At 59.9% G+C, this 25622-nt stretch carries 23 protein-coding genes; 8 read left to right on the top strand and 15 right to left on the bottom strand.

The features are described 5' to 3' along the window. Positions 1–127 precede the first annotated feature (127 nt). Both rep and JJD74_RS07605 read left to right on the top strand, forming a co-directional pair. Positions 128–2137, top strand: a complete 2010-nt coding sequence (gene rep / locus JJD74_RS07600) for a DNA helicase Rep (RefSeq protein ID WP_042561732.1) — start codon at positions 128–130, stop codon at positions 2135–2137. 54 nt (positions 2138–2191) lie between these two features. Beyond that, a complete protein-coding gene (locus JJD74_RS07605) occupies positions 2192–2764 on the top strand; it encodes a xanthine phosphoribosyltransferase (protein WP_042561733.1) in 573 nt (190 codons plus the stop codon). Positions 2765–2842: 78 nt separating this feature from the next. Here JJD74_RS07605 and JJD74_RS07610 read toward each other — a convergent pair whose 3' ends face one another. The 6 genes from JJD74_RS07610 to dadA form a co-directional block, all read right to left on the bottom strand. Then, positions 2843–4765: an acetyl-CoA hydrolase/transferase family protein gene (locus JJD74_RS07610; protein ID WP_200612614.1), complete on the bottom strand. Its 1923-nt coding sequence runs from the start codon at positions 4763–4765 to the stop codon at positions 2843–2845. A gap of 382 nt (positions 4766–5147) precedes the next feature. Continuing rightward, the gene (locus tag JJD74_RS07615; RefSeq protein ID WP_181818469.1) at positions 5148–5573 is read right to left on the bottom strand and encodes a c-type cytochrome; all 426 of its coding nucleotides are present in this window, start codon (positions 5571–5573) and stop codon (positions 5148–5150) included. A 170-nt stretch (positions 5574–5743) separates the two neighbouring features. Continuing rightward, a complete protein-coding gene (locus JJD74_RS07620; RefSeq protein WP_025112726.1) occupies positions 5744–6292 on the bottom strand; it encodes a cupin domain-containing protein in 549 nt (182 codons plus the stop codon). Positions 6293–6380: 88 nt separating this feature from the next. Then, positions 6381–7454 carry an alanine racemase gene (alr, locus tag JJD74_RS07625; protein WP_200612617.1) on the bottom strand — a complete coding sequence of 358 codons (1074 nt, stop codon included), beginning with the start codon at positions 7452–7454 and terminating at the stop codon, positions 6381–6383. A 95-nt stretch (positions 7455–7549) separates the two neighbouring features. Then, positions 7550–7903 carry a RidA family protein gene (locus JJD74_RS07630; protein ID WP_042561737.1) on the bottom strand — a complete coding sequence of 118 codons (354 nt, stop codon included), beginning with the start codon at positions 7901–7903 and terminating at the stop codon, positions 7550–7552. After that, positions 7875–9179, bottom strand: a complete 1305-nt coding sequence (gene dadA / locus JJD74_RS07635) for a D-amino acid dehydrogenase (RefSeq protein ID WP_042561738.1) — start codon at positions 9177–9179, stop codon at positions 7875–7877. The genes JJD74_RS07630 and dadA overlap by 29 nt, the downstream gene beginning before the upstream one ends. 155 nt (positions 9180–9334) lie before the next feature. On the opposite strand from dadA, the gene JJD74_RS07640 reads away from it, so the two are divergent. After that, positions 9335–9823 carry an Lrp/AsnC ligand binding domain-containing protein gene (locus tag JJD74_RS07640; protein ID WP_003206849.1) on the top strand — a complete coding sequence of 163 codons (489 nt, stop codon included), beginning with the start codon at positions 9335–9337 and terminating at the stop codon, positions 9821–9823. A gap of 128 nt (positions 9824–9951) precedes the next feature. Here the strand turns inward: JJD74_RS07640 and JJD74_RS07645 are convergent, their stop codons facing one another. Beyond that, positions 9952–10305 (bottom strand): YkgJ family cysteine cluster protein, encoded by a 354-nt coding sequence (locus JJD74_RS07645; RefSeq protein WP_200612943.1) that lies wholly within the window; start codon positions 10303–10305, stop codon positions 9952–9954. 146 nt (positions 10306–10451) lie between these two features. Between JJD74_RS07645 and JJD74_RS07650 the strand changes: the two genes are divergently transcribed. Beyond that, on the top strand, positions 10452–11762 hold the full coding sequence (locus JJD74_RS07650; protein WP_200612620.1) for an NAD(P)/FAD-dependent oxidoreductase: 1311 nt from the start codon (positions 10452–10454) through the stop codon (positions 11760–11762). 142 nt (positions 11763–11904) lie between these two features. On the opposite strand, the gene JJD74_RS07655 is transcribed toward JJD74_RS07650, so the two are convergent. Beyond that, entirely contained in the window at positions 11905–12150 is a 246-nt protein-coding gene (locus JJD74_RS07655; RefSeq protein ID WP_115146629.1) for a DUF1127 domain-containing protein, read from the bottom strand. A gap of 179 nt (positions 12151–12329) precedes the next feature. On the opposite strand from JJD74_RS07655, the gene JJD74_RS07660 reads away from it, so the two are divergent. Next, positions 12330–13748, top strand: coding sequence for an aminotransferase-like domain-containing protein (locus tag JJD74_RS07660; protein ID WP_042561742.1), 1419 nt, complete (start codon positions 12330–12332; stop codon positions 13746–13748). Here the strand turns inward: JJD74_RS07660 and JJD74_RS07665 are convergent. The 3 genes from JJD74_RS07665 to JJD74_RS07675 form a co-directional block, all read right to left on the bottom strand. Continuing rightward, positions 13731–16112 (bottom strand): fimbria/pilus outer membrane usher protein, encoded by a 2382-nt coding sequence (locus JJD74_RS07665; RefSeq protein ID WP_200612637.1) that lies wholly within the window; start codon positions 16110–16112, stop codon positions 13731–13733. The genes JJD74_RS07660 and JJD74_RS07665 overlap by 18 nt on opposite strands. A gap of 65 nt (positions 16113–16177) precedes the next feature. Then, the gene (locus JJD74_RS07670; protein ID WP_042561743.1) at positions 16178–16885 is read right to left on the bottom strand and encodes a fimbria/pilus chaperone family protein; all 708 of its coding nucleotides are present in this window, start codon (positions 16883–16885) and stop codon (positions 16178–16180) included. Positions 16886–17022: 137 nt separating this feature from the next. Next, complete coding sequence (locus JJD74_RS07675) at positions 17023–17673, bottom strand: DUF1120 domain-containing protein (RefSeq protein ID WP_200612641.1); 651 nt, start codon at positions 17671–17673, stop codon at positions 17023–17025. A gap of 318 nt (positions 17674–17991) precedes the next feature. Between JJD74_RS07675 and JJD74_RS07680 the strand changes: the two genes are divergently transcribed. After that, a complete protein-coding gene (locus JJD74_RS07680) occupies positions 17992–19521 on the top strand; it encodes a phospholipase D family protein (protein ID WP_115146633.1) in 1530 nt (509 codons plus the stop codon). Between the two features lie 28 nt (positions 19522–19549). Here JJD74_RS07680 and JJD74_RS07685 read toward each other — a convergent pair whose 3' ends face one another. After that, positions 19550–20692: an MFS transporter gene (locus tag JJD74_RS07685; RefSeq protein WP_200612644.1), complete on the bottom strand. Its 1143-nt coding sequence runs from the start codon at positions 20690–20692 to the stop codon at positions 19550–19552. Positions 20693–20879: 187 nt separating this feature from the next. Then, positions 20880–22373: an aldehyde dehydrogenase gene (locus JJD74_RS07690; RefSeq protein ID WP_042561747.1), complete on the bottom strand. Its 1494-nt coding sequence runs from the start codon at positions 22371–22373 to the stop codon at positions 20880–20882. Positions 22374–22609: 236 nt separating this feature from the next. On the opposite strand from JJD74_RS07690, the gene JJD74_RS07695 reads away from it, so the two are divergent. Continuing rightward, positions 22610–22972 (top strand): cupin domain-containing protein, encoded by a 363-nt coding sequence (locus tag JJD74_RS07695; protein WP_042561748.1) that lies wholly within the window; start codon positions 22610–22612, stop codon positions 22970–22972. A gap of 204 nt (positions 22973–23176) precedes the next feature. Here JJD74_RS07695 and rpmG read toward each other — a convergent pair whose 3' ends face one another. Next, positions 23177–23332 carry a 50S ribosomal protein L33 gene (rpmG, locus tag JJD74_RS07700; protein WP_016772554.1) on the bottom strand — a complete coding sequence of 52 codons (156 nt, stop codon included), beginning with the start codon at positions 23330–23332 and terminating at the stop codon, positions 23177–23179. Between the two features lie 11 nt (positions 23333–23343). Further along, on the bottom strand, positions 23344–23577 hold the full coding sequence (gene rpmB / locus JJD74_RS07705; protein WP_007920377.1) for a 50S ribosomal protein L28: 234 nt from the start codon (positions 23575–23577) through the stop codon (positions 23344–23346). Positions 23578–24024: 447 nt separating this feature from the next. On the opposite strand from rpmB, the gene JJD74_RS07710 reads away from it, so the two are divergent. Further along, positions 24025–25611: an ABC transporter substrate-binding protein gene (locus JJD74_RS07710; RefSeq protein WP_047304161.1), complete on the top strand. Its 1587-nt coding sequence runs from the start codon at positions 24025–24027 to the stop codon at positions 25609–25611. Positions 25612–25622: the final 11 nt, after the last annotated feature.

Genomic DNA, 25622 nt, shown 5'->3' on the forward strand with positions numbered 1-25622 from the left:
CCTGCGTGAAAGTAACAAAACCGGCAAATTTGAATCGCGTGGTGCGTCACAAGTCGGACAGAGCAGCACAAATCGCTGAGCCTGTTAAAATGCCGGCCCATTTCGTCAACGACTCCCGAATTTTCGTATGTCCCGACTCAATCCCCGGCAGCAAGAAGCCGTGAGCTACGTCGGCGGCCCTCTTTTGGTGCTCGCCGGCGCTGGCTCCGGCAAAACCAGTGTGATCACGCGCAAAATCGCGCACCTGATCCAGAACTGCGGCATCCGCGCCCAGTACATCGTCGCCATGACCTTTACCAACAAGGCTGCGCGCGAGATGAAGGAGCGGGTCGGCAGCCTGCTCAAGGGTGGCGAGGGCCGTGGCCTGACCGTGTGTACATTCCACAACCTGGGCCTGAACATCATCCGCAAGGAACACGTGCGGCTGGGCTACAAACCGGGCTTCTCGATCTTCGACGAGACCGACGTCAAGTCCCTCATGACTGACATCATGCAGAAGGAATATGCGGGCGACGACGGCGTCGACGAGATCAAGAACATGATCGGCTCGTGGAAAAACGACCTGATCCTGCCGGCCGAAGCGCTGGAAAACGCGCGCAATCCCAAGGAACAGACCGCCGCCATCGTCTACACCCACTATCAGCGCACGCTCAAAGCGTTCAACGCAGTGGACTTCGACGACCTGATCCTGCTGCCGGTGAAGTTGTTCCAGGACAACGCCGACATTCTCGAAAAGTGGCAGAACAAAGTCCGCTACCTGCTGGTGGACGAATATCAGGACACCAACGCCAGCCAGTATCTGCTGGTAAAACTGCTGATCGGCACGCGCAATCAGTTCACTGTGGTGGGCGACGACGACCAGTCGATCTACGCCTGGCGCGGCGCGCGGCCGGAAAACCTGATGCTGCTCAAGGATGACTACCCGTCGCTGAAAGTGGTGATGCTCGAGCAGAACTACCGCTCCACCAGCCGCATCCTGCGCTGCGCCAACGTGCTGATCTCGAACAACCCGCACGAATTCGAAAAACAGCTGTGGAGTGAGATGGGCCACGGCGACGAGATCCGCGTGATCCGCTGCCGCAACGAGGACGCCGAGGCCGAGCGCGTGGCCATGGAAATCCTCAGCCTGCACTTGCGCACCGACCGCCCGTACAGCGATTTCGCCATCCTCTATCGCGGTAACTATCAGGCCAAGCTGATCGAGCTGAAACTGCAGCACCATCAGGTGCCGTATCGCCTGAGCGGCGGTAACAGCTTCTTCGGCCGCCAGGAAGTGAAGGACCTGATGGCCTACTTCCGCCTGATCGTGAACCCGGACGACGACAACGCCTTCTTGCGAGTGATCAACGTGCCGCGCCGCGAGATCGGCTCGACCACGCTGGAAAAACTCGGCAACTACGCCACCGAACGCAAGATCTCGATGTACGCCGCCACCGATGAAATCGGCCTGGGCGAACATCTGGACAGCCGCTTCACCGATCGCCTGTCGCGCTTCAAGCGTTTCATGGACAAGGTCCGCGAGCAGTGCGCCGGCGAAGACCCGATCTCCGCCCTGCGCAGCATGGTCATGGACATCGACTACGAGAACTGGCTGCGCACCAACAGCTCCAGCGACAAGGCTGCGGATTACCGGATGAGCAACGTCTGGTTCCTGATCGAGGCGTTGAAAAACACCCTTGAGAAGGACGAAGAAGGCGAAATGACCGTCGAGGACGCCATCGGCAAACTGGTCCTGCGCGACATGCTGGAACGTCAGCAGGAAGAAGAGGACGGCGCCGAAGGTGTGCAGATGATGACTCTGCATGCGTCCAAGGGTCTGGAATTCCCCTACGTGTTCATCATGGGCATGGAAGAGGAAATTCTTCCGCACCGCTCCAGCATCGAAGCCGACACCATTGAAGAAGAGCGCCGCCTGGCTTACGTGGGCATCACCCGCGCCCGCCAGACCTTGGCCTTCACCTTCGCCGCCAAGCGCAAACAGTACGGCGAGATCATCGATTGCGCGCCTAGCCGCTTCCTTGATGAACTGCCGCCGGACGATCTGGCCTGGGAAGGCAACGACGATACACCGACCGAAGTCAAAGCCGTGCGTGGCAACAGCGCATTGGCTGATATACGCGCGATGTTAAAGCGCTAGAATTGACCACTTTTCAAGTTTAGGGCGCGCGTGCGCCAATAGAGGAAAAGCTTCATGGAAGCACTGCACAAGAAAATTCGCGAAGAAGGCATCGTGCTTTCCGATCAGGTCCTGAAAGTCGACGCCTTTCTGAACCACCAGATCGACCCGGCCCTGATGAAGCTGATCGGCGACGAATTCGCCTCGCTGTTCAAGGACTCGGGCATCACCAAGATTGTCACCATCGAAGCCTCGGGCATTGCCCCGGCGATCATGACCGGTCTGAACCTTGGCGTGCCGGTGATCTTCGCCCGCAAACAACAGTCCCTGACCCTGACTGAAAACCTGCTGTCGGCGACCGTTTACTCGTTCACCAAAAAGACTGAAAGCACCGTGGCCATCTCCCCGCGTCACCTGACCAGCAGCGACCGCGTGCTGATCATCGACGACTTCCTGGCCAACGGTAAGGCATCCCAGGCGCTGATCTCGATCATCAAGCAGGCTGGCGCCACCGTCGCCGGTCTGGGCATCGTCATCGAGAAGTCGTTCCAGGGCGGCCGTGCCGAACTGGATTCGCAGGGCTATCGCGTTGAGTCGCTGGCCCGCGTGCAATCGCTGAAGGATGGCGTTGTAACCTTCATCGAGTAACTGCTGAAAGCCGCAAGCACCGCCTGATACCTGTGGGAGCTGGCAAGCCAGCTCCCAAAATGGTTTCTGGGTCGGTGTCTATTGCGCGGTGGCCTTCAGGCCAGTAAGCAACAGGCGCTGGAACAGGTCCTCTTTCAAGCCTTCCGGGTTCGCAAGCTGCATCCGCTCCAGATGCTCCGGATAAAGCGAAGCCTGCGGCGCATCCAGCGCTGCCTTGCCCAGCTCCAGAATCTCGGTCAACTTGAACTTGCTCTTCAGCCAGTTCAACGCCCGCAACAAATCCCGCTCGATCGCTGTGAAATCACAACCCAACGGATATTCCGGAAACAGATTCGGATGGCGTGCGGCAATCGCCTGCAAACGCTCTGGCGTGTTGTCGGCAAAGCGCGGATCAATAAGGAAATCCTTCGGCAGCTTGCCGACCTTCTGCGCTTGCTCGATCAGTCCCGGCTGGAAGCGCGAGTCGCTGATATTCAACAGCGCTTCGATCACGGCCGCATCGGTTTTGCCGCGCAGATCGGCGATGCCGTACTCGGTGACCACTATGTCGCGCAGATGCCGCGGGATGGTGCAGTGACCGTACTCCCAGACGATGTTCGAATTCACCTCACCGCCGGACTCGCGCCAGCTGCGCAGAATCAGCATCGATCGCGCACCTTGCAGGGCATGACCCTGGGCGACGAAGTTGTACTGCCCGCCGACGCCGCTGAGCACCCGGCCGTCTTCCAGTTGATCGGCCACACCGGCTCCGAGCAACGTCATGTTGAACACCGTGTTGATGAAGCGCGCATCAAGGCGTTGCAGCCGCTTGAGCTCTTCCTGCCCGTACAACTCGTTGATGTAGCTGATACGGGTCATGTTGAATTCGAGGCGCTTGCTCTGCGGCAATTCACGCAGGCGCTCGTAGAAGCTGCGGGGGCCAAGAAAGAAGCCGCCATGCACCGAGATGCCGTCGGTCTGCGCCGCTTCATCAAGAGTGCCGGCGTTGGCTTGTTCTTGGGTTGGCACATCCGGGTAAACCTTGCGCCGGATAATCCCGGCATCCGCCAGCACCAACAGGCCGTTGACGAACATTTCGCTGCAACCGTACAGGCCTTTGGCGAACGGCCCCGTCCCGCCCTCGCGCTCGATCAATTGCGCCCACTGGCTGAGGTTTACATCCGCGAGCAAAGCTTGATAACCCGCGTTATCGGCCTGGCGCGCCAACAGTGCGGCGGTCAGCGCATCGCCCATCGAGCCAATGCCGATCTGCAACGTGCCGCCGTCGCGCACCAACACGCTGGCATGCAAACCAATGAAGTGATCCTGAAAACCGACGGGCATGTTCGGGGTGGAAAACAGCGTGCTGCTGTCCTTCTCGTCGACCAGCAAGTCGAACGTGTCGATATCAACCTCGGCGTCGCCGGGCATGTACGGCAGCTCGGTATGAACCTGGCCGACCAGCAAAATGGTTTCCCCGGCTTCGCGGCGCTTGGCGATCATCGGTAACAGGTCGAGGGTGATGTCGGGGTTGCAGCTCAGGCTCAGACGGTCGGGATGTTCGCTGCTGCTGGCCAGCAGTTGCGCCACCAGGTTCAGGCCGGCGGCGTTAATGTCGCGGGCGGCATGGCTGTAGTTGCTGCTGACGTAATCCTGCTGGGCCGGCGCGCTGTTGAGCAGGCTGCCGGGCTGCATGAAGAACTGCTGAATGCGGATGTTGGCGGGCAGGCTGTCGCGGTGCAGGTCGGCGAGGAAATCGAATTCCGGGTAGTCACCGAAGACTCGCTCGACGAAGGGCTCGATAAAGCGCTTCTGCAAACCGTCGCCCAGACTCGGACGGCCCAGACACAGCGCCGTGTAAATCGTCAGTTGCCGATCGGGCAGCCCTTTGATGCGCCGGTACAACGCGTTGACGAAGTGATTGGGTTTGCCCAACCCCAGCGGCAGGCCCATGTGGATATGCGCCGGCAACCGCGCCAGCACATCATCCACTGCCTGTTCGATCGAACACAACTGCACCATCTGAAGCCTCCCGCCCGTTCCGTTGATAGGGGTAGACCGAGATTGCCTTGAGTTTGCTGCAAAGGACAGCCCAAAGTCCTGGACGATTGTCGGCCACGGGAGTTTTTATGGCTGGAGATCACTTGCCGTCTCCCGGGGGTAGAGGGGACTGATTGGGGGATGCTTTGAAGTTACATCGACCTGAAAGTGCTCTACCGAATCCGTAATCGACGTGAAAGAGGTTGTGCCGAATCCATAATCGATGAAGTCTTTCAGGTCGATGTCGGACGCCAGACACCTCGGTCGGCCCCTCTACCTCTGGGAGAGGGCTGGGCTGGAGGGCTCTTGAATCGCAGACACAAAAAAACCGTCCAAAGACGGTTTTTTTCATCAGCAGTACGCCCTACTTCAGGCCGGACATCTTCTCGATTGCACCTTTGAGGTCTGCATCCGAGCAATCCGCGCAGGTACCCTTGGGCGGCATGGCGTTGATGCCAGTGATCGCCTTGGCCAGGATGCCGTCGAGGCCGCCTTGCTTATCGGCGCGCTCTTTCCACGCTGCGGTGTCACCAATTTTCGGCGCGCCTAACAGGCCGGTGCCGTGGCAAGCGTTGCAATGTTTGGCAATGATCGAGTCTGGAGTCTTGGCATCACCGCCGCCGGCAGTCGCCGCCACTTCCATCCCTTTGCATTCCTGACCTTGCACACACACCTGGCCGACGGGCTCGAGGCGTTTGGCAATGTCGTCGTTCGTCGCAGCTTGAGCGCTGACAGCCCAGAGGGCCAGTACGGTTGCTGGTGCAGCCAGCATTTTCATAATTAGGTTCACGCGTTCACCCTCAATGGTGGCTATTCACGCCTGCGGCCACGGTTCGCAGGCGGGCGCAAGTATAGCGGTTAGCCCGCCACACTGAAACAACCCCATAGTCGAAGGGGTTATACCGCGCTGTGGAAAAACTGTTCGGATGCCTTTGCCGTTATGGCTTGGCGCCTCTTTGTTTAAAAATTCGCCGGCGTGGCTGCGCTGATTAGTCGCGCAGGCAAGTCGAACGGATTACGAAAACGATGCGGCTTGGTACTTTCAAAGTAGTAGCTATCGCCGGCTTCGAGAATAAAAGTTTCAAGACCCACCACCAATTCCAGACGACCCTCCACCAAAATCCCGGTTTCCTCGCCCTCGTGGGTGAGCATTTCTTCGCCGGTGTCGGCGCCCGGCGGGTAGATTTCGTTGAGAAACGCGATGGCCCGGCTAGGGTGCGCGCGGCCGACCAGCTTCATGGTCACGGCGCCGTCGGAAATGTCGATCAGCTCGTTGGCCTTGTAAACGATCTGGGTCGGTATTTCCTGCAGGATCTCTTCGGAAAAGAATTCGACCATGGACATGGGAATCCCGCCCAGAACCTTCCTCAGCGAACTGATCGAAGGGCTGACGCTGTTCTTTTCGATCATCGAAATGGTGCTGTTGGTGACGCCCGCGCGCTTGGCGAGTTCACGCTGGGAAAGCCCTTTGAGCTTGCGGATCGATTGCAGTCGTTCACCGACGTCCAAGGCTTAAGCCTCCTGATGTTGTAGAAATATTGAGCGTTATCATGGCGACAGCGTTCAGTATTTACAACACGTGGGCTCTGTAGCGGCCTCAACCCTCGGAATAGAGCCTTGGCACTCGACGCAGGTTGCAGAAGATCTGGTACGGAATGGTGCCGGCCCACTGCGCCACTTCACTGGCGAGGATGTTTTTGCCCCACAGCTCGACGGTCGAACCCAATCCGGCTTCTGGCACATCGGTGAGGTCGATGCAGAGCATGTCCATCGATACTCGGCCGATGATGCGGCTGCGTTTGCCCGCGACCAAAACCGGCGTGCCGGTTGGCGCCTGACGTGGGTACCCATCGGCGTAACCCATGGCAACCACGCCAATGCGCATCGGTTTGTCGGTGATGAACTTGGCGCCGTAACCAACAGGTTCGCCGGCCGGCAATTCACGCACGCTGATGACTTTCGACTCGAGGGTCATCACCGGCAGCAGACGCCCGGCCACGGTGTGGGATTCTTCGAACGGCGTGGCGCCGTAGAGCATGATCCCCGGGCGCACCCAGTCGCTGTGAATCTGTGGCCAGCCGAGCACGGCTGGCGAGTTGCGCAGGCTGACTTCGGCGGCGAGGCCCTGCCGCGCGGCTTCGAACACGGCGACCTGGTCAGCGCTGCTCTGCTCGTGCAGTTCGTCGGCGCGGGCGAAGTGGCTCATCAAGACGATCTTGGCCACTTTGCCGCTGGCCAGCAGGCGTTGATAGGCGGCCGGGTAGTCCTTGGGATGCAGGCCAACGCGATGCATGCCCGAATCAAGCTTCAGCCACACGGTGATCGGCTTGTTCAGCGCGGCCTGTTCAATTGCTTCGAGCTGCCACAGCGAATGCACCACGCACCAGAAATCATGCTCGACGATCAGCGCCAGCTCATCGGCTTCAAAAAAGCCTTCAAGCAACAACACCGGCGCACGAATGCCGGCGGCGCGCAGCTCCAGGGCCTCTTCGATGCAGGCGACGGCAAAACCGTCGGCCTCTCCTTCCAGCGCCTGGGCGCAACGCACCGCGCCATGGCCGTAGGCATCCGCCTTGATCACCGCGAGCGCCTTGGCGCTGGTGACTTCACGGGCGATTCGGTAGTTGTGACGCAGGGCTTGGAGGTCGATCAGGGCACGGGCTGGACGCATGGCGGCAGACTTCTAGGCGGTCATGGGAATAAAAACCGGCGCTGGCTGACGGCGTGAACCGCCAACAGCACCGGGAGAGGGATCTTTACAACGTATTACGGCAGTGCGGCGACGATGGAAATCTCCACCAGAATGCTCGGTTTGGCCATCTTCGCTTCGACGGTGGCGCGGGCCGGGGCAGCGCCTTTGGGCAGCCACTGATCCCACACCGAGTTCATCCCGGCAAAGTGTGCCTCGATGTCGTTGAGGTAGATGGTCGCCGACAGCAGATGCTGCTTGTCAGTGCCCGCCAGATCCAGCAAGCGCTCGATGTTGGCGAGCACCTCACGGGTCTGCTGTTCAATTCCGGCGTCAAAGTCATCGCCGACCTGCCCGGCCAGATACACAGTGCCGTTGTGGCTGACGATCTGACTCATGCGCTCATTGGTGAGCTGGCGCTGGATTGCCATGTTTTGCGGACTCCTGAATTTTGTTGCCGTAACGGGAAATATCGAGGCCTTCGGCGCTGATTTGCGGCTTTTTCTTCGCCATCAGGTCGGCCAGCAAACGACCGGACCCGCACGCCATGGTCCAGCCGAGCGTGCCGTGACCCGTGTTGAGGAACAGGTTCTTGAACGGCGTCGCGCCCACGATCGGCGTGCCGTCCGGAGTGGTCGGACGCAGGCCGGTCCAGAAGCTCGCCTCGGCCAGATTGCCGCCCTGAGGATAAAGGTCGTTGACGATCATCTCCAGGGTTTCGCGTCGACGCGGGTTCAAAGACAGGTCAAAACCGGCGATCTCGGCCATGCCGCCAACGCGGATGCGGTTGTCGAAACGGGTGATCGCGACCTTGTAGGTCTCGTCAAGAATGGTCGAAGTCGGGGCCATTGCCGGGTTGGTGATCGGCACGGTCAGCGAGTAACCCTTGAGCGGGTAAACCGGCGCCTTGATGCCCAGCGGCTTGAGCAATTGCGGCGAGTAGCTGCCGAGGGCCAGCACGTAGCGGTCGGCGGTTTCCAGCTTGCCGTCGATCCACACGCCGTTGATGCGATCACCGGCGAAGTCGAGTTTCTGGATGTCTTGGCCGAAGCGGAACTCCACACCCAGTTGCACCGCCATTTCGGCGAGACGCGTGGTGAAGATCTGGCAGTCGCCGGTCTGGTCGTTCGGCAGGCGCAGGGCACCGGCGAGAATATCGGTCACGCCCGCCAGGGCCGGCTCGACGCGGGCAATGCCGGCGCGGTCGAGGACTTCAAACGGCACGCCGGATTCTTTCAGCACGGCGATGTCTTTGGCGGCGTTATCGAGTTGCGCCTGGGTTCGGAACAGTTGCGTCGTACCGAGGCTGCGACCCTCGTAGGCAATGCCCGTTTCGGCGCGCAATTCGTCGAGGCAGTCACGACTGTACTCGGACAGACGCACCATGCGCTCCTTGTTCACCGCGTAACGATTGGCGGTGCAGTTGCGCAGCATCTGCGCCATCCACAAGTACTGGTCGATGTCAGCGGTAGCCTTGATCGCCAGTGGCGCGTGGCGTTGCAACAGCCATTTTATGGCCTTGAGCGGCACGCCCGGCGCTGCCCACGGCGAGGCATAACCCGGCGAGACCTGGCCGGCGTTGGCGAAACTGGTCTCCATGGCGGCGGCTGGCTGCCGGTCGACCACCACCACTTCAAACCCGGCACGGGCCAGATAGTAAGCACTGGCGGTACCGATGACGCCGCTACCCAAGACCATAACGCGCATTTTTGTATCCCTCATCGCGGCGTGCCGCGTACGTCTGTTGTTAGAGCAATGATGCGCGCAGTGTAAGAAAGATTTGCCAGTGCTTTTCACTGTATAAGCGCCTATATTTGGCGACAATTCTCGGCAAAAACCCTTTTCACGGAGACGCATCCCCTATGCGTACCAACACTCAGACCAAACGTGAGCTGGACAAGATCGACCGCAACATTTTGCGGATCCTGCAGGCGGACGGTCGGATTTCGTTCACCGAACTCGGAGAAAAGGTCGGCCTCTCCACCACGCCGTGCACCGAGCGGGTGCGGCGCCTGGAGCGCGAGGGGATCATCATGGGCTACAACGCCCGGCTGAATCCGCAGCACTTGAAGGGTAGCTTGCTGGTGTTCGTCGAGATCAGCCTCGACTACAAATCCGGCGACACTTTCGAAGAGTTCAGACGCGCGGTGCTGAAGTTGCCCCACGTGCTGGAGTGTCACCTGGTGTCAGGGGATTTCGACTATTTGGTGAAGGCGCGGATTTCCGAGATGGCCTCTTATCGCAAGCTGCTCGGCGACATCCTGTTGAAGCTGCCACATGTGCGTGAATCGAAGAGCTATATCGTGATGGAAGAGGTTAAGGAAAGCTTGAACTTGCCTATTCCCGATTGATATTTGTGGCGTCTGACCTGGCCCCATCGCTGGCAAGCCAGCTCCCACAGTGATCATGAGTGTTCACCCAGAAACCTGTGGGAGCTGGCTTGCCAGCGATGGCAGCAACGCGGTTCGAAGCGAACCTGTTAGACCAACACCTGCCGATTCGCCGCCATATATTCGAAGATTTGCTTTTCAGCGCGGGGATGAATGAGTTCCACAGGCCCCCGCCCATTCGGGCACGGCAGCGTTTTGGTGGTACCAAACAACCGGCAAATCAGCGGCCGTTCGCCGTACACCGTGCACCCATTCGGCCCCAGGTGCACGCAGTTCAGCTCGTCCATCGCCGCATCCTGCTCGGCGCGGGTCTTGCGCGGCAGGCGCGCCATTTCTTCGGGCGAGGTGGTCACGGGCCCACAGCAGTCGTGGCAGCCCGGCACGCACTCGAACGTGGGGATGTGCTGACGCAGGGTGCGGATTTTCTCGCTGTTGCAGCTCATCGAAACATTGACCGACGTGGAGTAGGCGGCAATTGTGCCGTAAAAGCCGTGATCCAGACACCGCGGGCCGACCAGTGTTGCCCGACTTCGCGCGTGCGGCTTATGCTCCGTCAAATTTTCTCGACACCCCGCTCAGGATGACGCCCATGACTGCCCGCGCCCACACCACCGCGAGCCAACCTCACGCAGCCTCTTATTACGCCGCCAGCAGCCTGCCGCAACCGGACCATCCGTTGCTGCAAGGCGAGGTGATTGCGGACGTGTGCGTGGTCGGCGGTGGCTTTTCCGGGCTGAACACCGCGCTGGAACTGGCCGAACGCGGCCTCAGCGTGGTGGTGCTGGAGGCGCACAAGATTGGCTGGGGCGCCAGCGGTCGCAACGGCGGGCAACTGATTCGCGGGGTTGGCCATGGTCTTGATCAATTCACAAACGTGATCGGCGCCGATGGCGTGCGACAGATGAAACTCATGGGCCTGGAAGCCGTGGAAATTGTCCGTCAGCGCGTCGAGCGTTTTCAGATTGCCTGCGATCTGACCTGGGGCTATTGCGACCTCGCCAACAAGCCGTCGGACCTCGAAGGCTTTGCAGAAGATGCCGAGGAGCTGCGCAGCCTCGGTTATCGCCACGAAACCCGGCTGCTGCAAGCCGATGAAATGCACACCGTGGTCGGCTCCAAACGCTACATCGGTGGTTTGATCGACATGGGTTCCGGCCATCTGCATCCGCTGAATCTGGCGTTGGGCGAAGCCGCAGCAGCGCAGCAACTGGGCGTCAGACTGTTCGAACAGTCGGCCGTCACACGCATCGATTACGGCCCGCAAGTCCGCGTGCATACCGCCCAGGGTTCAGTTCGCGCCAAGACCCTGGTGCTGGGCTGCAACGCCTATCTGAACAACCTCAATGCGCAGCTGAGCGGCAAAGTGTTGCCCGCCGGCAGCTACATCATCGCCACCGAGCCGTTGAGCGAACAACTGGCTCACCAGTTGCTGCCGCAAAATATGGCGGTATGCGACCAACGTGTGGCGCTGGATTACTACCGGCTCTCGGCGGATCGTCGCTTGCTGTTCGGCGGTGCCTGCCATTACTCGGGACGCGACCCGAAGGACATCGGCGCGTACATGCAGCCGAAGATGCTTGAAGTGTTTCCGCAGTTGGCCGGGGTGAAAATCGATTATCAGTGGGGCGGGATGATCGGCATCGGCGCCAACCGTTTGCCGCAGATCGGTCGGCTCGCGGATCAGCCGAATGTGTATTACGCCCAGGCGTACTCGGGGCATGGCGTGAATGCCACGCACCTCGCGGGCAAGTTGCTGGCCGAAGCGATCAGCGGGCAGCACAGCGGCGGGTTTGATCTGTTCGCCAAGGTGCCGCATATCACCTTCCCCGGCGGCAAGCATTTGCGCTCGCCGTTGTTGGCGCTGGGGATGCTGTGGCATCGCCTCAAAGAGCTGATCTGAGGGCATTGCTGCGACCTTGAAGCCGTCATCGCTGGCAAGCCAGCTCCCACAATGACCATGGGTGCTCACGATATTTGTGTTCACCCAAGAACCTGTGGGAGCTGGCTTGCCAGCGATGGGGCCCGAAAGGGCACCACACCATTCAGATCCGCCAGAATGGCTTCAACCCCTCCTCCAGCGCCTGCTCGCGCGACAACCCGACATCCTTGAGCTGATCGCTTGTCAGGTTCAGCAATGCCTTGCGCGTGTGCAGACGATGCCAGAACAGGCCCCAGCGACTTAGGCCGGACGGTGCGTTGCGCATGGCGCTGTTCCACGCACTGTCCTCCTGCCCTGCCTCCAGTTCCTGACTGTGTAACGTCAGCCGCACATCGCTCAAGCCGTTCATTTTTGTCGCTCCTGTTTACTTGGGTAGCCAGAGATTCCATGATGCGCGGGTCGGCAAAAGCATTACAGATTCAGCACATCTGTATTACGTCCATACAGATTTGCTATACCTGCTACTGAATTGTCGATTTATGCCGCATCTGTACTGGTTTTTCGAATCACCTGCATCGAGGCAGTGCCATGACGCTTTATGTGAATCTCGCCGAGCTGCTCGGCACACGCATCGAACAAGGCTTCTATCGACCAGGTGATCGACTACCGTCGGTGCGCGCACTGAGCGTAGAACATGGCGTCAGCCTCAGCACGGTGCAGCAGGCTTATCGCATGCTTGAAGACGGTGGCCTGGCCACGCCGAAACCCAAATCCGGTTACTTCGTGCCGGTCGGACGCGAGCTGCCGGATCTGCCCGCCGTTGGCCGGCCGGCACAGCGACCTGTGGATATCTCGCAGTGGGATCAGGTGCTGGAACTGATTCGCGCGGTGCCGCGCAAGGATGTGGTGCAACTCGGTCGCGGCATGCCCGACATCAGCTCACCGACCATGAAGCCGTTGCTGCGCGGACTGGCGCGGATCAGTCGCCGCCAGGACATGCCCGGCCTGTATTACGACAACATCCACGGCACCCTCGAATTGCGTGAGCAGATTGCCCGGCTGATGCTCGATTCCGGCTGCCAGTTGAGCGCCAGCGATCTCGTCGTCACCACCGGTTGCCACGAAGCGCTGTCCACCAGCATCCGGGCGATCTGCGAACCCGGCGACATCGTCGCGGTGGATTCGCCAAGCTTCCACGGTGCCATGCAGACACTCAAGGGGCTGGGCATGAAGGCCCTGGAAATCCCCACCGACCCACTCACCGGCATCAGTCTCGAAGCGTTGGAACTAGCGCTGGAACAATGGCCGATCAAGGTCATCCAGCTCACGCCCAACTGCAACAACCCGCTTGGCTACATCATGCCGGAGTCGCGCAAACGCGCCCTGCTCAACCTCGCACAACGCTTCGACGTAGCGATCATCGAGGACGATGTGTATGGCGAACTGGCCTACACCTACCCGCGTCCACGCACGATCAAATCCTTCGATGAAGACGGCCGCGTGTTGTTGTGCAGTTCGTTTTCCAAGACGTTGGCGCCGGGGCTGCGCATCGGCTGGGTTGCGCCGGGTCGATATCTGGAACGGGTGCTGCACATGAAATACATCAGCACCGGATCGACCGCGCCACAGCCGCAAATCGCCATTGCCGAATTTCTCAAGTCCGGTCATTTCGAGCCGCATTTGCGGCGGATGCGTACGCAATACCAGCGCAATCGCGACATGATGATCGACTGGGTGACCCGCTACTTCCCCGCCGGCACGCGCGCCAGCCGCCCGCAAGGCAGCTTTATGTTGTGGGTCGAACTGCCGGAAGGCTTCGACGCCCTGAAACTGAATCGTGCGCTGCTTGAAGAAGGCGTACAGATTGCTGTTGGCAGCATCTTTTCCGCCTCCGGCAAGTACCGCAATTGCCTGCGGATGAACTACGCCGCCAAACCAACGCCGCAAATTGAAGAGGCGGTGCGTAAAGTTGGCGCAGCGGCGATCCGGCTACTGGCCCTCGACTGATAGGCAGACCGCGTCGACCGTTGCATAGAGCTTATCGGTGTCGCTGCTTGCCGGCGCATCGACCTCGACCTGACAGGCTTGACCGATGCCGGCGTCGATCCGCAACCGCACCAGGACTGGTGCATCGGCCAGGTACACCAGCCCGGCATCCACCACACTGGTGAGATAGTTACCTTGCCCATCCTGCACCGATGCGCCTTTGGGGACGGGCAAACCGTCAGGCGTACGCACCTGCAGCATCAGACGGCGCACGGTGTCTACGGGAAAGTCCAGGCGCGGCACGGCGCCACGTCCGGCTTCGACTTCCTGATAACCATTGAGTACATCCACATTGCGCGGCAGGCTGCGGGTGTCGATTTCGACTCGACTGGTGCGCCACGCCGACAAACTGGAAGCCACTGCCCGCCCCGCGCCATCGGTCCACACCGGACCTTGCGGCGTGCTCAGCTGGATACCGGCATCATCACCTGCCTTGACCAGCGCAAAGGTCTCGCGCACCGGATAAGGCGAAAGCGTCACGCCAGCTTCGTGTAGCACCAGACCACCGCGCAGCCCAGCGTCATAACGGGTCGAGCCGACGCTGTTACGCGAGTAACCAAGGTCGACACTGGTGTAACGCGGCAATGCACTGAGCCGGGCATTGAAGTCGGTTTGCCCGTTCTGCACCCGCGTCATTTCCACGCTGTAATTCAGCGTGTCGCTCAATTGTTCGGCATAACGGGTACCCGTGCGCAATCCCCGCTGCTCGTCGTGCCGGGCGAATGTGTTCACTCTGCCTTTGCTTCCCAGCGGGAAACCAACGGTCAGATAGGCACCGCCACCTCGCCCTCCCATAGCGGAACCACTGCTTTCGCGCTGAACACTGAGCGATAGATTGGCCTTGGAAAAAGTCTGCGACCATGTCGCCCCCATCCGCGAATGTTGCGTGCTGCCCTGCCCCGCATACGTTGACCAAAAGCCCGAAAAGGCGCCCCAGTCACGACTCGAGTAGTTGACCCCGGCGCCCCATTGTCGCTCGCCCTGCTGGTCCAACTCCTCTCCAGCACCCTGCCCCGTCTGCGCCAGGGTACGAAAACCCGCACTGCGCCGGCTCATGTTGATACTGGCTGACAGGCCGTAGCCCAAAGGCATCCCGAGCGCCGCTTGCGTCCTCCGGCCCTGGCCCGAATTCACGGTCATGGAGTTCAGCTGCTGCACGCTGACCACCGCCCCCACGCCCAAAGCCTGCTTTAACTCCCAGCCTACGGAACGATAGTCGCCAGCACCCATGATCCCGGCGCTGAAGCCAGTCGTCGAGCCCAACAACCAGTCTTTGCTGGCCGCCACGAAGGCCGGCGCTTCGCGGTCATCATTGCGCATTCGCCGGACCTTTCCTGCCGCGAGCCCATATCCGGGTTTCGCCGGCAGGGACGGGGCTCTCAAAGAGGCGGCCGAAACGAGAAATACGTGGCGCTCACCACTTTCGGCCACAACGGTGACTTCCAGATCCAGATGACGGCTCAACAGCGGCAAATTACGCAGCGCAAACGGCCCGCCGGGTACGACAGTGGAATAGACCACCACGCCGCTCTGCCGAACTTCGACGCGCGCGGGCGAAGGTGCATGACCCTCCACGACCGAGCCGCTACCGGGATCGTCTGCCACGGCCCCGGCCAAGGCCGAGTCGGGCAAGATTTGCACGCCCGTGAACGGCTCCCCCGCGAACAACGATGAACGCATGTTGAGCTGCCCGACCTGCACCTCCGCCGCATACGCTTCCCATGTGCGCGAAGCATGGGTATAGAGAAGATCGAAACGCTCGACACCCGCAGATGAGTTGTAGTTCTGCCGACTGCGCACCACCCAGTCGGCGGCATTGAATCCCAACTCGGTAGCAAGGTTTAGATATTGGGTCGACTGGCCAAGGCTGGAGTCGCTCACCACTAGCGCGTCGTAGTTGAATAACCCGGCACTGCCGCCCGATTGCCAGGCGCGCGCGCCAGACTTTGGTTCAAGCAGCAAACCTGTCGGTACCAACAGCATCACTCTTTGCGAACCGGGATCAAGCCGTACCTGCACGCCAGGCAGATGCTGGTCCACGTGAACACAGCTGCCATTGTTGGCGTTGTCGGGCAAGCCGGAAGGTACGGCAATGGACGCCTGATCCAGCAACCGGTTATCGAGACATAGCTGCCCGTCGCCATCAAATCTCACCACAACCGACCCCATAGCCCTGCCGTTGACCTCAAGCACCACTCGACTGCGTCCGGCCGTGAAACGGGGTTCCACGCCGAAAAACCGCGCGGTGGCAGGGTCGATACCGCGAGCTTCCAGTACCGCCGGGTCGAATTCGGTATATGTCTGAGCGGCGACTACTGAAGGCATCAGGAGGACCGGTGCCAGCCAGCCGGGGACAGCGCAAAATACCCGCAGGAGCAGCGCGCTGCGTTTCATTTTTGAACGATCAACGGCGCGTCGTAGCTGTCGACGGCAAAACCGTAAGTTGACGCCGGAAACAACCGTACGTGACTGCCCAATGTCGACGATGCGTCGAGCATCAGCACTTCGCCCGGCAGAATGTAAGTGCGTTGCAGATCGAGCGTGACGCCACCGGGAATCAGGTTCACCGCTTTGGACAGCCTGACCACATACGGACTCGGGTTACTCACGCGAACTTGCTGGCCGGCAACGCTCCAGACCAGGCGCTTCCAGGGCATACGGTCGATAGCCAGATTGGCCGGCCGGACAATCACCGGGATGTTCTGGCGCACGGTCAGATGCACCTGCGCGCCGCTCCCCCCTTGCCGCGGGCTGATCCCTTCGAATACCACGCGTTGCAGGCGCTCGGTTTTCAGCGGTCCGACCTCCCGCAAAATGAACCGCACCTGCTGACTTTTGCCCGGCTCGACACGAGCCACCGGCGGATTGAGCAATAGCAGCGGCTCGGTATCCTCAGGGATGTGCTCGATGGTGCTGTAGAGCAGTGCTGGCTGGTCGTCGGAGTTGCGGACATTCAGGGTCGCCTCCCCCGACGCTTGATCGACCACCACAACCGGCGTTTCCGGAACCATGCCAGCGGCATGGCTACTGGTGCTCATGAATGACAGGCACACGGCCACGAAGGCGGCAGGCACCTGGAAAGAAAAAAGGGGATACATGAAATTCTCCAGCGGGCATCGGCCGAATGCGCCAGGCGATTTCGGCCGATACCTTGATGCGAAAAAATACGCGCTAACGCTATTCAGGTCCTGCGAGGCGCATCACGCGATCCGCACGGGCTCGTCAGTTTTTCGACTCAGAGGTAGAACACGTTGAACGTCACCGAACCATCGAGCTGGAACTCATCGGTGGTCGGCGGCAGATCGGCGGTCGGGCGAATCGCTGCCGCGACCTGCATCGGGAACGTGGGCAGCCGAGCAGCGGCAGGACCCGCCGCAGCACTTGCCCCCCACGAATAAGTGATAGGTGCGTTGGATACCAGGCCGGCGGCCGGTACACGCCAAACGCGGTTTTGTGGGCTGCGTACCAGGAAGGTTTGTGGCGTGCCATCGGCCAGTGGCTGGCCGGTCAACAGACCGAAACCGCCAATGCCGACACCCTTTGTGTTGCCTAGACCGTAATAAAGCGTGTCAGAAGTCCGGCCATTGAACGTCAGGCCTGACACTTTGGTGGCGGCACGGTTGTCAGTCGCCGAGATTTCAACCGCCGCCGGTGCATCGCACGCGACTTTTAGGGTGATGTCCCTTGGAGGCAGATCGTTCTGCTGCGTTGCGCTCAGACTGGCGGAAAAAATACGCCCCAGATTAACGTTGCTGCCACCGGCGAATGCCGGAACGCAGGACGTCGGAATCACTGTGCCGGAGACCGTAAGGTCGACGCTGGCGGCCTGAGCTGCAAAGGGTGACAGTGCCAATAGCAAGGCACTGGCTGCATAGAGTTTTTTCATTGTTATTTACCGGTTGATGGTTGGGTACATACACAGGTCGTTTCAGGACGTTGCGCAGTCCTGAGCGGCCGTTATGCCCGCACATCATTCCCGGTTCAGAGAGGCTTTTCTGTAGGTTCCAGTCACCTGGCAGGCATAGCGTTTTCGACGTACTGCGTAGTCCTTTTCAGCGGGCATCGACAGAGCCGACTCAAAGTCCAGAGTGAATTTAATCTGAACAAAGAATGTCCTACGCCCGTGCCATACTTCGACCTTCGACCCGCCATGAGATGATCCTCCTTGAGATCCAGAACGGTCCTACTTTTCCCTGTACTTCTCATGCTCCTGCTCAGCAGTTGCGCGAGCCTGAACGTCCCACGCGAACCGAGCCAGGCATTGCCAGCGTCCGACTCGGCTTTCGGCCGGTCGATTCAAGCTCAGGCGGCACCGTACGGAGGGCAATCCGGCTTTCGTTTGCTTTCCAACAGCACCGAGGCGTTCACCGCCCGTGCCGAACTGATTCGCCACGCGCAAAGCAGCCTCGATTTGCAGTACTACATCGTGCATGACGGCGTCAGCACACGGATGCTGGTGGAAGAATTGTTGAAAGCCGCCGACCGTGGCGTACGCGTGCGGATTCTGCTCGACGACACCACCAGCGACGGTCTCGACCAGATCATCGCGACACTGGCGGCGCACCCGCAGATCCATATCCGTCTGTTCAATCCGCTGCATCTGGGGCGCAGCACCGGCGTGACCCGGGCAGCCGGACGACTGTTCAACCTGTCGCTGCAACACCGGCGGATGCACAACAAGTTATGGCTGGCGGATAACAGCGTGGCCATCGTCGGCGGACGCAATCTGGGCGACGAGTACTTCGATGCCGAGCCGAATCTGAATTTCACTGACATCGACATGCTCAGCGTGGGGCCGGTGGCCGAGCAGCTCGGGCACAGTTTCGATCAGTACTGGAACAGCGCGTTGAGCAAACCCATCGACGAGTTCCTCAGCAGCAAACCGACGGCCAGGGATTTGCAAAACACCCGCATGCGCCTCGAAGAGTCGCTGGAGGAAACCCGAAAGCAGAACCACGCGCTGTATCAGCAGTTGATGACGTTCAAGACCGACCCGCGCATGGACATCTGGCGCAAAGAGCTGATCTGGGCGTGGAACCAGGCGCTGTGGGATGCGCCAAGCAAGGTGCTGTCCAAAGGCGAGCCGGACCCGCAATTGCTCCTGACCACGCAACTGGCGCCAGAGCTCACGGGGGTCAGCAAAGAACTGATCATGATCTCGGCCTATTTCGTACCTGGCCAGCCGGGGCTCGTGTACCTGACCGGGCGTGCTGATGCCGGGGTTTCGGTAAGCCTGCTGACCAACTCGCTGGAGGCCACGGATGTACCGGCGGTGCATGGCGGGTATGCGCCTTATCGCAAGGCGCTGCTGGAACATGGCGTAAAACTGTTCGAACTGCGCCGCCAACCGGGGGACGGTGGCGGCAGTGGCCCACATGTGTTTTACAGCAAGTCCTTTCGCGGCTCGGACTCCAGCCTGCACAGTAAGGCGATAATCTTCGACCGGCGTAAATCGTTTATTGGCTCGTTCAATTTCGACCCTCGCTCGGTGCTGTGGAACACCGAAGTCGGCGTGTTGGTGGACAGTCCGCAGCTTGCCGAGCATGTGCGCGAACTGGCGATGCAAGGCATGGCGCCGGCACTCAGCTACGAAGCGAAATTGCAGGATGGGAATATCGTCTGGGTGACCGAGGATAACGGTCAGATGCACACGCTGAGCAAGGAACCGGGGAGTTGGTGGCGCCGGTTCAATGCGTGGTTCAGTACCAGCGTTGGCCTGGAGCGGATGCTTTAAAGATCAGAAGATCGTCCGGTCTTTTGATCTAAGCAGTCTGTGCCGAGCCGAAAGCGCCTTGGCGCGACAGCAGAATCACCAACCCGAACGCCCCCGCTGCCATCAACCAGGGCAACGCATGCCCGCTGATCCACTGACTGCCCGCCCCGGCCGCCAACGGCCCGATCAGACAGCCAACGCCCCACAGTTGCGCGATATGCGCATTGGCTCGCACCAGCGCGTCATCACGGTAACGTTCACCGATGAGGATCAGCGACAGCGTGAACAAACCACCGGCACTGGCGCCAAACAACACCCACAGCGGCCAGATCAGCAACGTGTCGATCAGCATCGGAATCGCCAGGCTCGACAGCATCAACACCACCGCGCACCCGGTAAACAGGGGGCGCCGCGACAGGTAATCGGCTAACGCGCCAATCGGCAATTGCAGCAGCGCATCGCCCACCACCACGGTACTGACCATCGCCAAGGCGATTTCGGCGGTAAAACCCTGTTGCAGGCAATACACCGGCAGCAACGTCAGGATCATCGCCTCGAACGCGGCAAACAACGACACCGCCCAGGCAATCGCCGGCAGCTCGCGGGCAAAGCCCCACAGGTCGCGGAAGGTCACGCTGCTCGCTTCACTGCTCGGCGCACCGCTACGGCGCAACAACAGCAACGGGGAAACCATCAGCAGCGCGACACCGACCCAAAATCCGTAATCATTTTCGGTGCCGAGCGCGCCCAGCAGCAAAGGGCCAGACAGCTGGCTCAGCGCATAACTGCTGCCATACAGCGCCACCAGTCGACCGCGCCAATGCTCGACCACCAGCTGATTGATCCAGCTCTCGCCGAGGATGAACACTATGGTCAGGATCACGCCGATCATCAGGCGCAGCACCAGCCAGACCGGATAGCTTGGCAATAACGCCAACAAGCCAATGGACAGCGCTCCGGCCCACAGGCACAGGCGCATCAGGTTCGCCGTGCCGAAACGCGCCGCCAGGTGACTGGATATTTTCGCGCCAAGCAACACGCCAATGGCCGGCATCGCTGCCATTACGCCAATGGCGAAGGCGCCGTAGCCCCAGCCCTCCAGACGCAACGACACCAACGGCATGCTGACACCCAGGGCCAGACCGACACTCAAGACAGACGCCAATACGGCGAAATATGTCGCCCACCGCATGTTCCACGCTCCTGTGGATATTCTTTTTTTATTCACCCAAAGCACTGTGGGAGCGAGCCTGCTCGCGAAAGCCGTTTCACATTCAGCACTTGGGCTGACTGATAAACCGCTTCGCGAGCAGGCTCGCTCCCACAGGGGATCTCTGCATGGCTGGGGAGCCCGACGGAATCAGGCTCCCTTCAACGGTTTACAGTTTGATCCACGTCGCCTTCAGTTCGGTGTACTTGTCGAACGCGTGCAGCGACTTGTCACGACCGTTGCCCGACTGCTTGAAGCCACCGAACGGTGCAGTCATGTCGCCGCCGTCGTACTGGTTGACCCACACGCTACCGGCGCGTAGCGCCTTGGCGGTCAGGTGTGCCTTGGAGATGTCCTGAGTCCACACCGCAGCGGCCAGGCCGTAAGGCGTGTCGTTGGCAATCTGGATGGCTTCTTCAGCCGTGTCGAAAGCGATGACTGACAGCACCGGGCCGAAGATCTCTTCCTGTGCGATCTTCATCGCGTTGCTAACGCCGTCGAAAATTGTCGGCTCGACGTAGGTGCCACCGGTTTCCTGAAGAATGCGCTTGCCGCCAGCCACCAGTTTGGCGCCGTCGGTATGACCGGACTCGATGTAGGACAGCACGGTGTTCATCTGTTGGGTATCAACCAGCGCGCCGACGTTGGTCGCCGGATCCAGCGGGTTGCCCGGCTTCCAGGCTTTCAGCGCCTCGATCACCATCGGCAGGAATTTGTCCTTGATCGAACGCTCGACCAGCAGACGCGAACCGGCGGTGCAGACTTCGCCCTGGTTGAAGGCGATGGCGCTGGCGGCCGATTCGGCAGCGGCTTGCAGATCGGGAGCATCGGCAAAGACGATGTTCGGGCTCTTGCCACCGGCTTCCAGCCACACGCGTTTCATGTTCGATTCGCCGGAATAAATCATCAATTGCTTGGCGATCTTGGTCGAACCGGTGAACACCAACGTGTCCACATCGTTGTGCAGGGCCAGCGCCTTGCCCACGGTGTGACCGTAACCCGGCAGCACGTTAAGCACGCCTTTCGGAATGCCGGCCTCGACAGCCAGCGCCGCGATACGGATGGCGGTCAGCGGCGACTTTTCCGACGGTTTGAGGATCACCGAGTTACCGGTCGACAGCGCCGGGCCGAGTTTCCAGCACGCCATCATCAGCGGGAAGTTCCACGGCACGATGGCGCCAACCACGCCGACTGGCTCGCGGGTCACCAGACCCAGTTGATCGTGCGGCGTAGCTGCGACTTCGTCGTAAATCTTGTCGATCGCCTCACCGCTCCAGCTCAGCGCTTGCGCCGCGCCCGGCACGTCGATGTTCAGCGAATCGCTGATCGGCTTGCCCATGTCGAGGGTTTCGAGCAGGGCCAGTTCTTCGGCGTGCTGCTTCAGCAGGCCGGCAAAACGGATCATGGTGGCTTTGCGTTTGGTCGGCGCCAGGCGCGACCACACGCCGGAATTGAAGGTAGCGCGAGCATTTTCCACGGCGCGCTGGGCGTCGGCGGCGTCACAGCTGGCAATTTTGCCCAGCAGACGGCCATCGACCGGGCTGATGCATTCGAAAGTCTCGCCGGAGACGGCGTCGGTGTATTCGCCATTGAGGTAGGCGCGGCCTTCGATCTTCAGGTCGCGGGCGCGTTGTTCCCAATCGGCACGAGTCAGGGTGGTCATTCAGGTGTCCTCCTCTTGTTGAATACGAGCGCCGCGCGATCTTCGCCGACGTCCTCAGCAATTCTGCCCGGCCAGCCTGCATTTCGGCCCGAGGCACCCGCCACCCTAAACCAGCGGCCGGGTTTGTTTCAATATATTTGACATAAGGCGGCTATACGACCTTGCAGTGTTGATTTTAATCAACATAGACTTTGGCCTTTTCCAGCCTTGCGCCGCATTTACGGGAGATAACAACAATGAACATCCAGAACGTCGTCGACATCAGCCTGACCTCCAGCGAAGCCGAACGCTATCGCCCGGACCCGGCCAAAGTACTCAAGGGCGATCCCGAGCAGGCAGTGTTCCATCAATATGAAAGTCCTTGCGGGCAGATGGGTGTCGGCGTGTGGGAAGGTGCGGTGGGTCAGTGGACGGTGAACTACACCGAGCATGAATACTGCGAAATTCTCCAGGGTGTTTCGGTGCTGCGTGACAGCGACGGCAATGCCAAGACGTTGCGCGTGGGTGATCGTTTTGTAATTCCGGCAGGGTTTCGCGGCACTTGGGAGGTGCTGGAGGCTTGCCGCAAGGTCTATGTGATTTTCGAACAGAAGGGCTGAGGATTTTCGCTGGCTGATCTGGCCCCATCGCTGGCAAGCCAGCTCCCACAGTTTTTTGGTGAACGCATAATTTGTGAACTCCCACAATTACTGTGGAAGCTGGCTTGCCAGCGATGAGGCCCGGACGGGCGCGACAAAACCTGAGAAACAAAAAAGGCCCGTATCGTGAGATACGGGCCTTTTTTGTAAGTCGGGAAAAATCAATTACTTGATTTTGCCTTCCTTGTACATCACGTGCTTGCGAACAACCGGATCATATTTCTTGATCTCGATTTTGTCCGGGGTAGTACGCTTGTTCTTGTCGGTAGTGTAGAAGTGACCAGTACCGGCGCTCGAGATCAAACGAATCAATTCACGCATGATTAGCTCCCTTAAATCTTGCCATCGCGGCGAAGTTCGGCGAGCACGACAGTGATGCCACGCTTGTCGATGATACGCATGCCTTTGGCAGATACGCGCAGACGCACAAAACGTTTCTCTTCTTCAACCCAGAAGCGGTGATGCTGCAGGTTCGGCAGGAAACGACGACGGGTTTTGTTGTTTGCGTGGGAAATGTTATTCCCAGTCACCGGACCCTTACCGGTAACTTGACATACTCTCGACATGCCTCAGCCCTCTAAAACCACATGCCCAACCCGGCATGGGTTGGCCGCTTAATCTCTCAGTCATTTGGCGCCAGGCGCCGCGTTTCTTTAGAGGTCTTACCGGCTACACCTACAGTGAAGGAACCGGGCCCCTAGAAAAGAGCGCTGCTTTATACCAGAAAGACTGGGGTGCAACAACTTTCCGTGTGCAATCAATCCACAAAAAGACGCAGATTCTGCTCGCGAACGCCTTGGACAAAGGCCGGGACGGGGTTTTACCACTCGTCGAAGAAAACCGCTCATGCGCCCGATTCTGGATCGTCGTTGCACCGAGCACACGCCGGAACTGCGTAAAAACGTCTGCGAAAATACAAAAGGGGATAGTCATTTGCAATCGCGACCTCTAGGGTAGGACTTTTCCAGACTGCACTTGCAGATGGGCCTTCGATCTGTAATAGGAAACCGACCATGCGCCTCGCTGCCCTACCCCTGCTGTTCGCCCCGCTCCTGCTGAGCCCTCTGGCCCAGGCCGCCGCACTGAGCGTCTGCACCGAGGCGAGCCCTGAAGGCTTCGATGTGGTGCAGTACAACTCGCTGACCACCACCAATGCGTCGGCCGATGTGCTGATGAACCGCCTGGTTGATTTCGATACTGCCAGCGGCAAGGTCATCCCGAGCCTGGCCGACAGCTGGGAAATCAGCACCGACGGCCTGACTTATATCTTCAAATTGCACCCGCAGGTCAAATTTCATACGACCGAGTACTTCAAGCCAACCCGCGAGCTGACTGCCGAAGACGTCAAATTCAGTTTCGACCGCATGCTCGATCCGGCCAATCCCTGGCACAAAGTTGCCCAAAGCGGCTTCCCTCACGCGCAATCGATGCAACTATCGGCACTCATCAAAAAGATCGACGCGCTGGACCCACTGACCGTGCGCTTCACACTTGATCACCCGGACTCGACGTTTCTGGCGACCCTGAGCATGGGTTTCGCCTCGGTCTATTCCGCCGAATACGCCGACAAACTGTTGAAGGCCAACGCCACCGACAAGCTCAACAGCCAGCCAATCGGCACCGGCCCGTTTGTCTTCACGCGATTCCAGAAAGACGCCGCGGTCCGCTACAAGGCCAACCCGGACTACTTCCGTGGCAAGCCCGCCGTGGATCCGCTGATCTTCGCGATTACGCCAGATGCCAACGTGCGCCTGCAAAAACTGCGACGCAATGAATGCCAGATTGCCCTGTCGCCAAAACCCTTGGACGTAGAGGCTGCGCAAAAAGAGCCGACGCTGAAAGTCGAAAAAACCGACGCGTTCATGACTGCCTTCGTCGGCATCAACAGCCAGCATCCGCCACTGGACAAACCGGAAGTGCGTCAGGCGATCAACCTTGCCTTCGACAAGGCCAACTACATCAAAGCCGTGTTCGAAGACACGGCTGAAGCAGCCAACGGCCCTTACCCGCCAAACACCTGGAGTTACGCGAAAAACCTGCCGGGCTACCCTCACGACGTAGCGAAAGCCAAGGCACTGATGACCAAGGCCGGTTTGAAGGATGGCTTCCAGACCACCATCTGGACGCGGCCGTCGGGCAGTCTGCTCAACCCGAACCCGAGCCTGGGCGCCCAGATGTTGCAATCGGATCTGGCGCAAATCGGCATTCAGGCGCAAATCCGCGTGATCGAATGGGGCGAGCTGATTCGCCGCGCCAAAGCAGGCGAGCATGACCTCTTGTTCATGGGCTGGGCCGGTGATAACGGCGACCCGGACAACTTCCTCACGCCGCAGTTTTCCTGCGCCGCAGTCAAGTCCGGCACCAACTTCGCACGCTACTGCAACGCCGATCTCGACAAGCTGATCAGCGCCGGCAAGACCACCAGCGAACAAGGCGTGCGCACCAAACTCTACGAGCAGGCGCAGGCGCAGATTCAGCAGCAGGCACTGTGGCTGCCCCTGGCACACCCAACGGCGTTCGCGCTGACACGTAAAGACGTTCAGGGTTACTCGGTAAGCCCGTTTGGCCGGCAGGACTACTCCAGGGTCAACCTCAAGTAACCGTCACGCTA

Origin of the sequence: Pseudomonas sp. MF6776 (genome assembly GCF_016613125.1) — a bacterium.
In the GTDB taxonomy this organism is placed as follows: domain Bacteria; phylum Pseudomonadota; class Gammaproteobacteria; order Pseudomonadales; family Pseudomonadaceae; genus Aquipseudomonas; species Aquipseudomonas iridis.

Bases quoted from the DNA above. Each gene is read 5' to 3' on its own strand.
- rpmB (WP_007920377.1), bottom strand. From the start codon at position 23,577: ATGTCGAGAGTATGTCAAGTTACCGGTAAGGGTCCGGTGACTGGGAAT.
- rpmG (WP_016772554.1), bottom strand. From the start codon at position 23,332: ATGCGTGAATTGATTCGTTTGATCTCGAGCGCCGGTACTGGTCACTTC.
- alr (WP_200612617.1), bottom strand. From the start codon at position 7,454: ATGCGTCCAGCCCGTGCCCTGATCGACCTCCAAGCCCTGCGTCACAAC.
- JJD74_RS07695 (WP_042561748.1), top strand. From the start codon at position 22,610: ATGAACATCCAGAACGTCGTCGACATCAGCCTGACCTCCAGCGAAGCC.
- JJD74_RS07610 (WP_200612614.1), bottom strand. From the start codon at position 4,765: ATGGTGCAGTTGTGTTCGATCGAACAGGCAGTGGATGATGTGCTGGCG.
- JJD74_RS07650 (WP_200612620.1), top strand. From the start codon at position 10,452: ATGACTGCCCGCGCCCACACCACCGCGAGCCAACCTCACGCAGCCTCT.
- dadA (WP_042561738.1), bottom strand. From the start codon at position 9,179: ATGCGCGTTATGGTCTTGGGTAGCGGCGTCATCGGTACCGCCAGTGCT.
- JJD74_RS07665 (WP_200612637.1), bottom strand. From the start codon at position 16,112: ATGCCTTCAGTAGTCGCCGCTCAGACATATACCGAATTCGACCCGGCG.
- JJD74_RS07660 (WP_042561742.1), top strand. From the start codon at position 12,330: ATGACGCTTTATGTGAATCTCGCCGAGCTGCTCGGCACACGCATCGAA.
- JJD74_RS07670 (WP_042561743.1), bottom strand. From the start codon at position 16,885: ATGTATCCCCTTTTTTCTTTCCAGGTGCCTGCCGCCTTCGTGGCCGTG.
- rep (WP_042561732.1), top strand. From the start codon at position 128: ATGTCCCGACTCAATCCCCGGCAGCAAGAAGCCGTGAGCTACGTCGGC.
- JJD74_RS07605 (WP_042561733.1), top strand. From the start codon at position 2,192: ATGGAAGCACTGCACAAGAAAATTCGCGAAGAAGGCATCGTGCTTTCC.
- JJD74_RS07655 (WP_115146629.1), bottom strand. From the start codon at position 12,150: ATGAACGGCTTGAGCGATGTGCGGCTGACGTTACACAGTCAGGAACTG.
- JJD74_RS07675 (WP_200612641.1), bottom strand. From the start codon at position 17,673: ATGAAAAAACTCTATGCAGCCAGTGCCTTGCTATTGGCACTGTCACCC.
- JJD74_RS07710 (WP_047304161.1), top strand. From the start codon at position 24,025: ATGCGCCTCGCTGCCCTACCCCTGCTGTTCGCCCCGCTCCTGCTGAGC.
- JJD74_RS07645 (WP_200612943.1), bottom strand. From the start codon at position 10,305: ATGAGCTGCAACAGCGAGAAAATCCGCACCCTGCGTCAGCACATCCCC.
- JJD74_RS07640 (WP_003206849.1), top strand. From the start codon at position 9,335: ATGCGTACCAACACTCAGACCAAACGTGAGCTGGACAAGATCGACCGC.
- JJD74_RS07680 (WP_115146633.1), top strand. From the start codon at position 17,992: ATGCTCCTGCTCAGCAGTTGCGCGAGCCTGAACGTCCCACGCGAACCG.
- JJD74_RS07690 (WP_042561747.1), bottom strand. From the start codon at position 22,373: ATGACCACCCTGACTCGTGCCGATTGGGAACAACGCGCCCGCGACCTG.
- JJD74_RS07630 (WP_042561737.1), bottom strand. From the start codon at position 7,903: ATGGCAATCCAGCGCCAGCTCACCAATGAGCGCATGAGTCAGATCGTC.
- JJD74_RS07685 (WP_200612644.1), bottom strand. From the start codon at position 20,692: ATGCGGTGGGCGACATATTTCGCCGTATTGGCGTCTGTCTTGAGTGTC.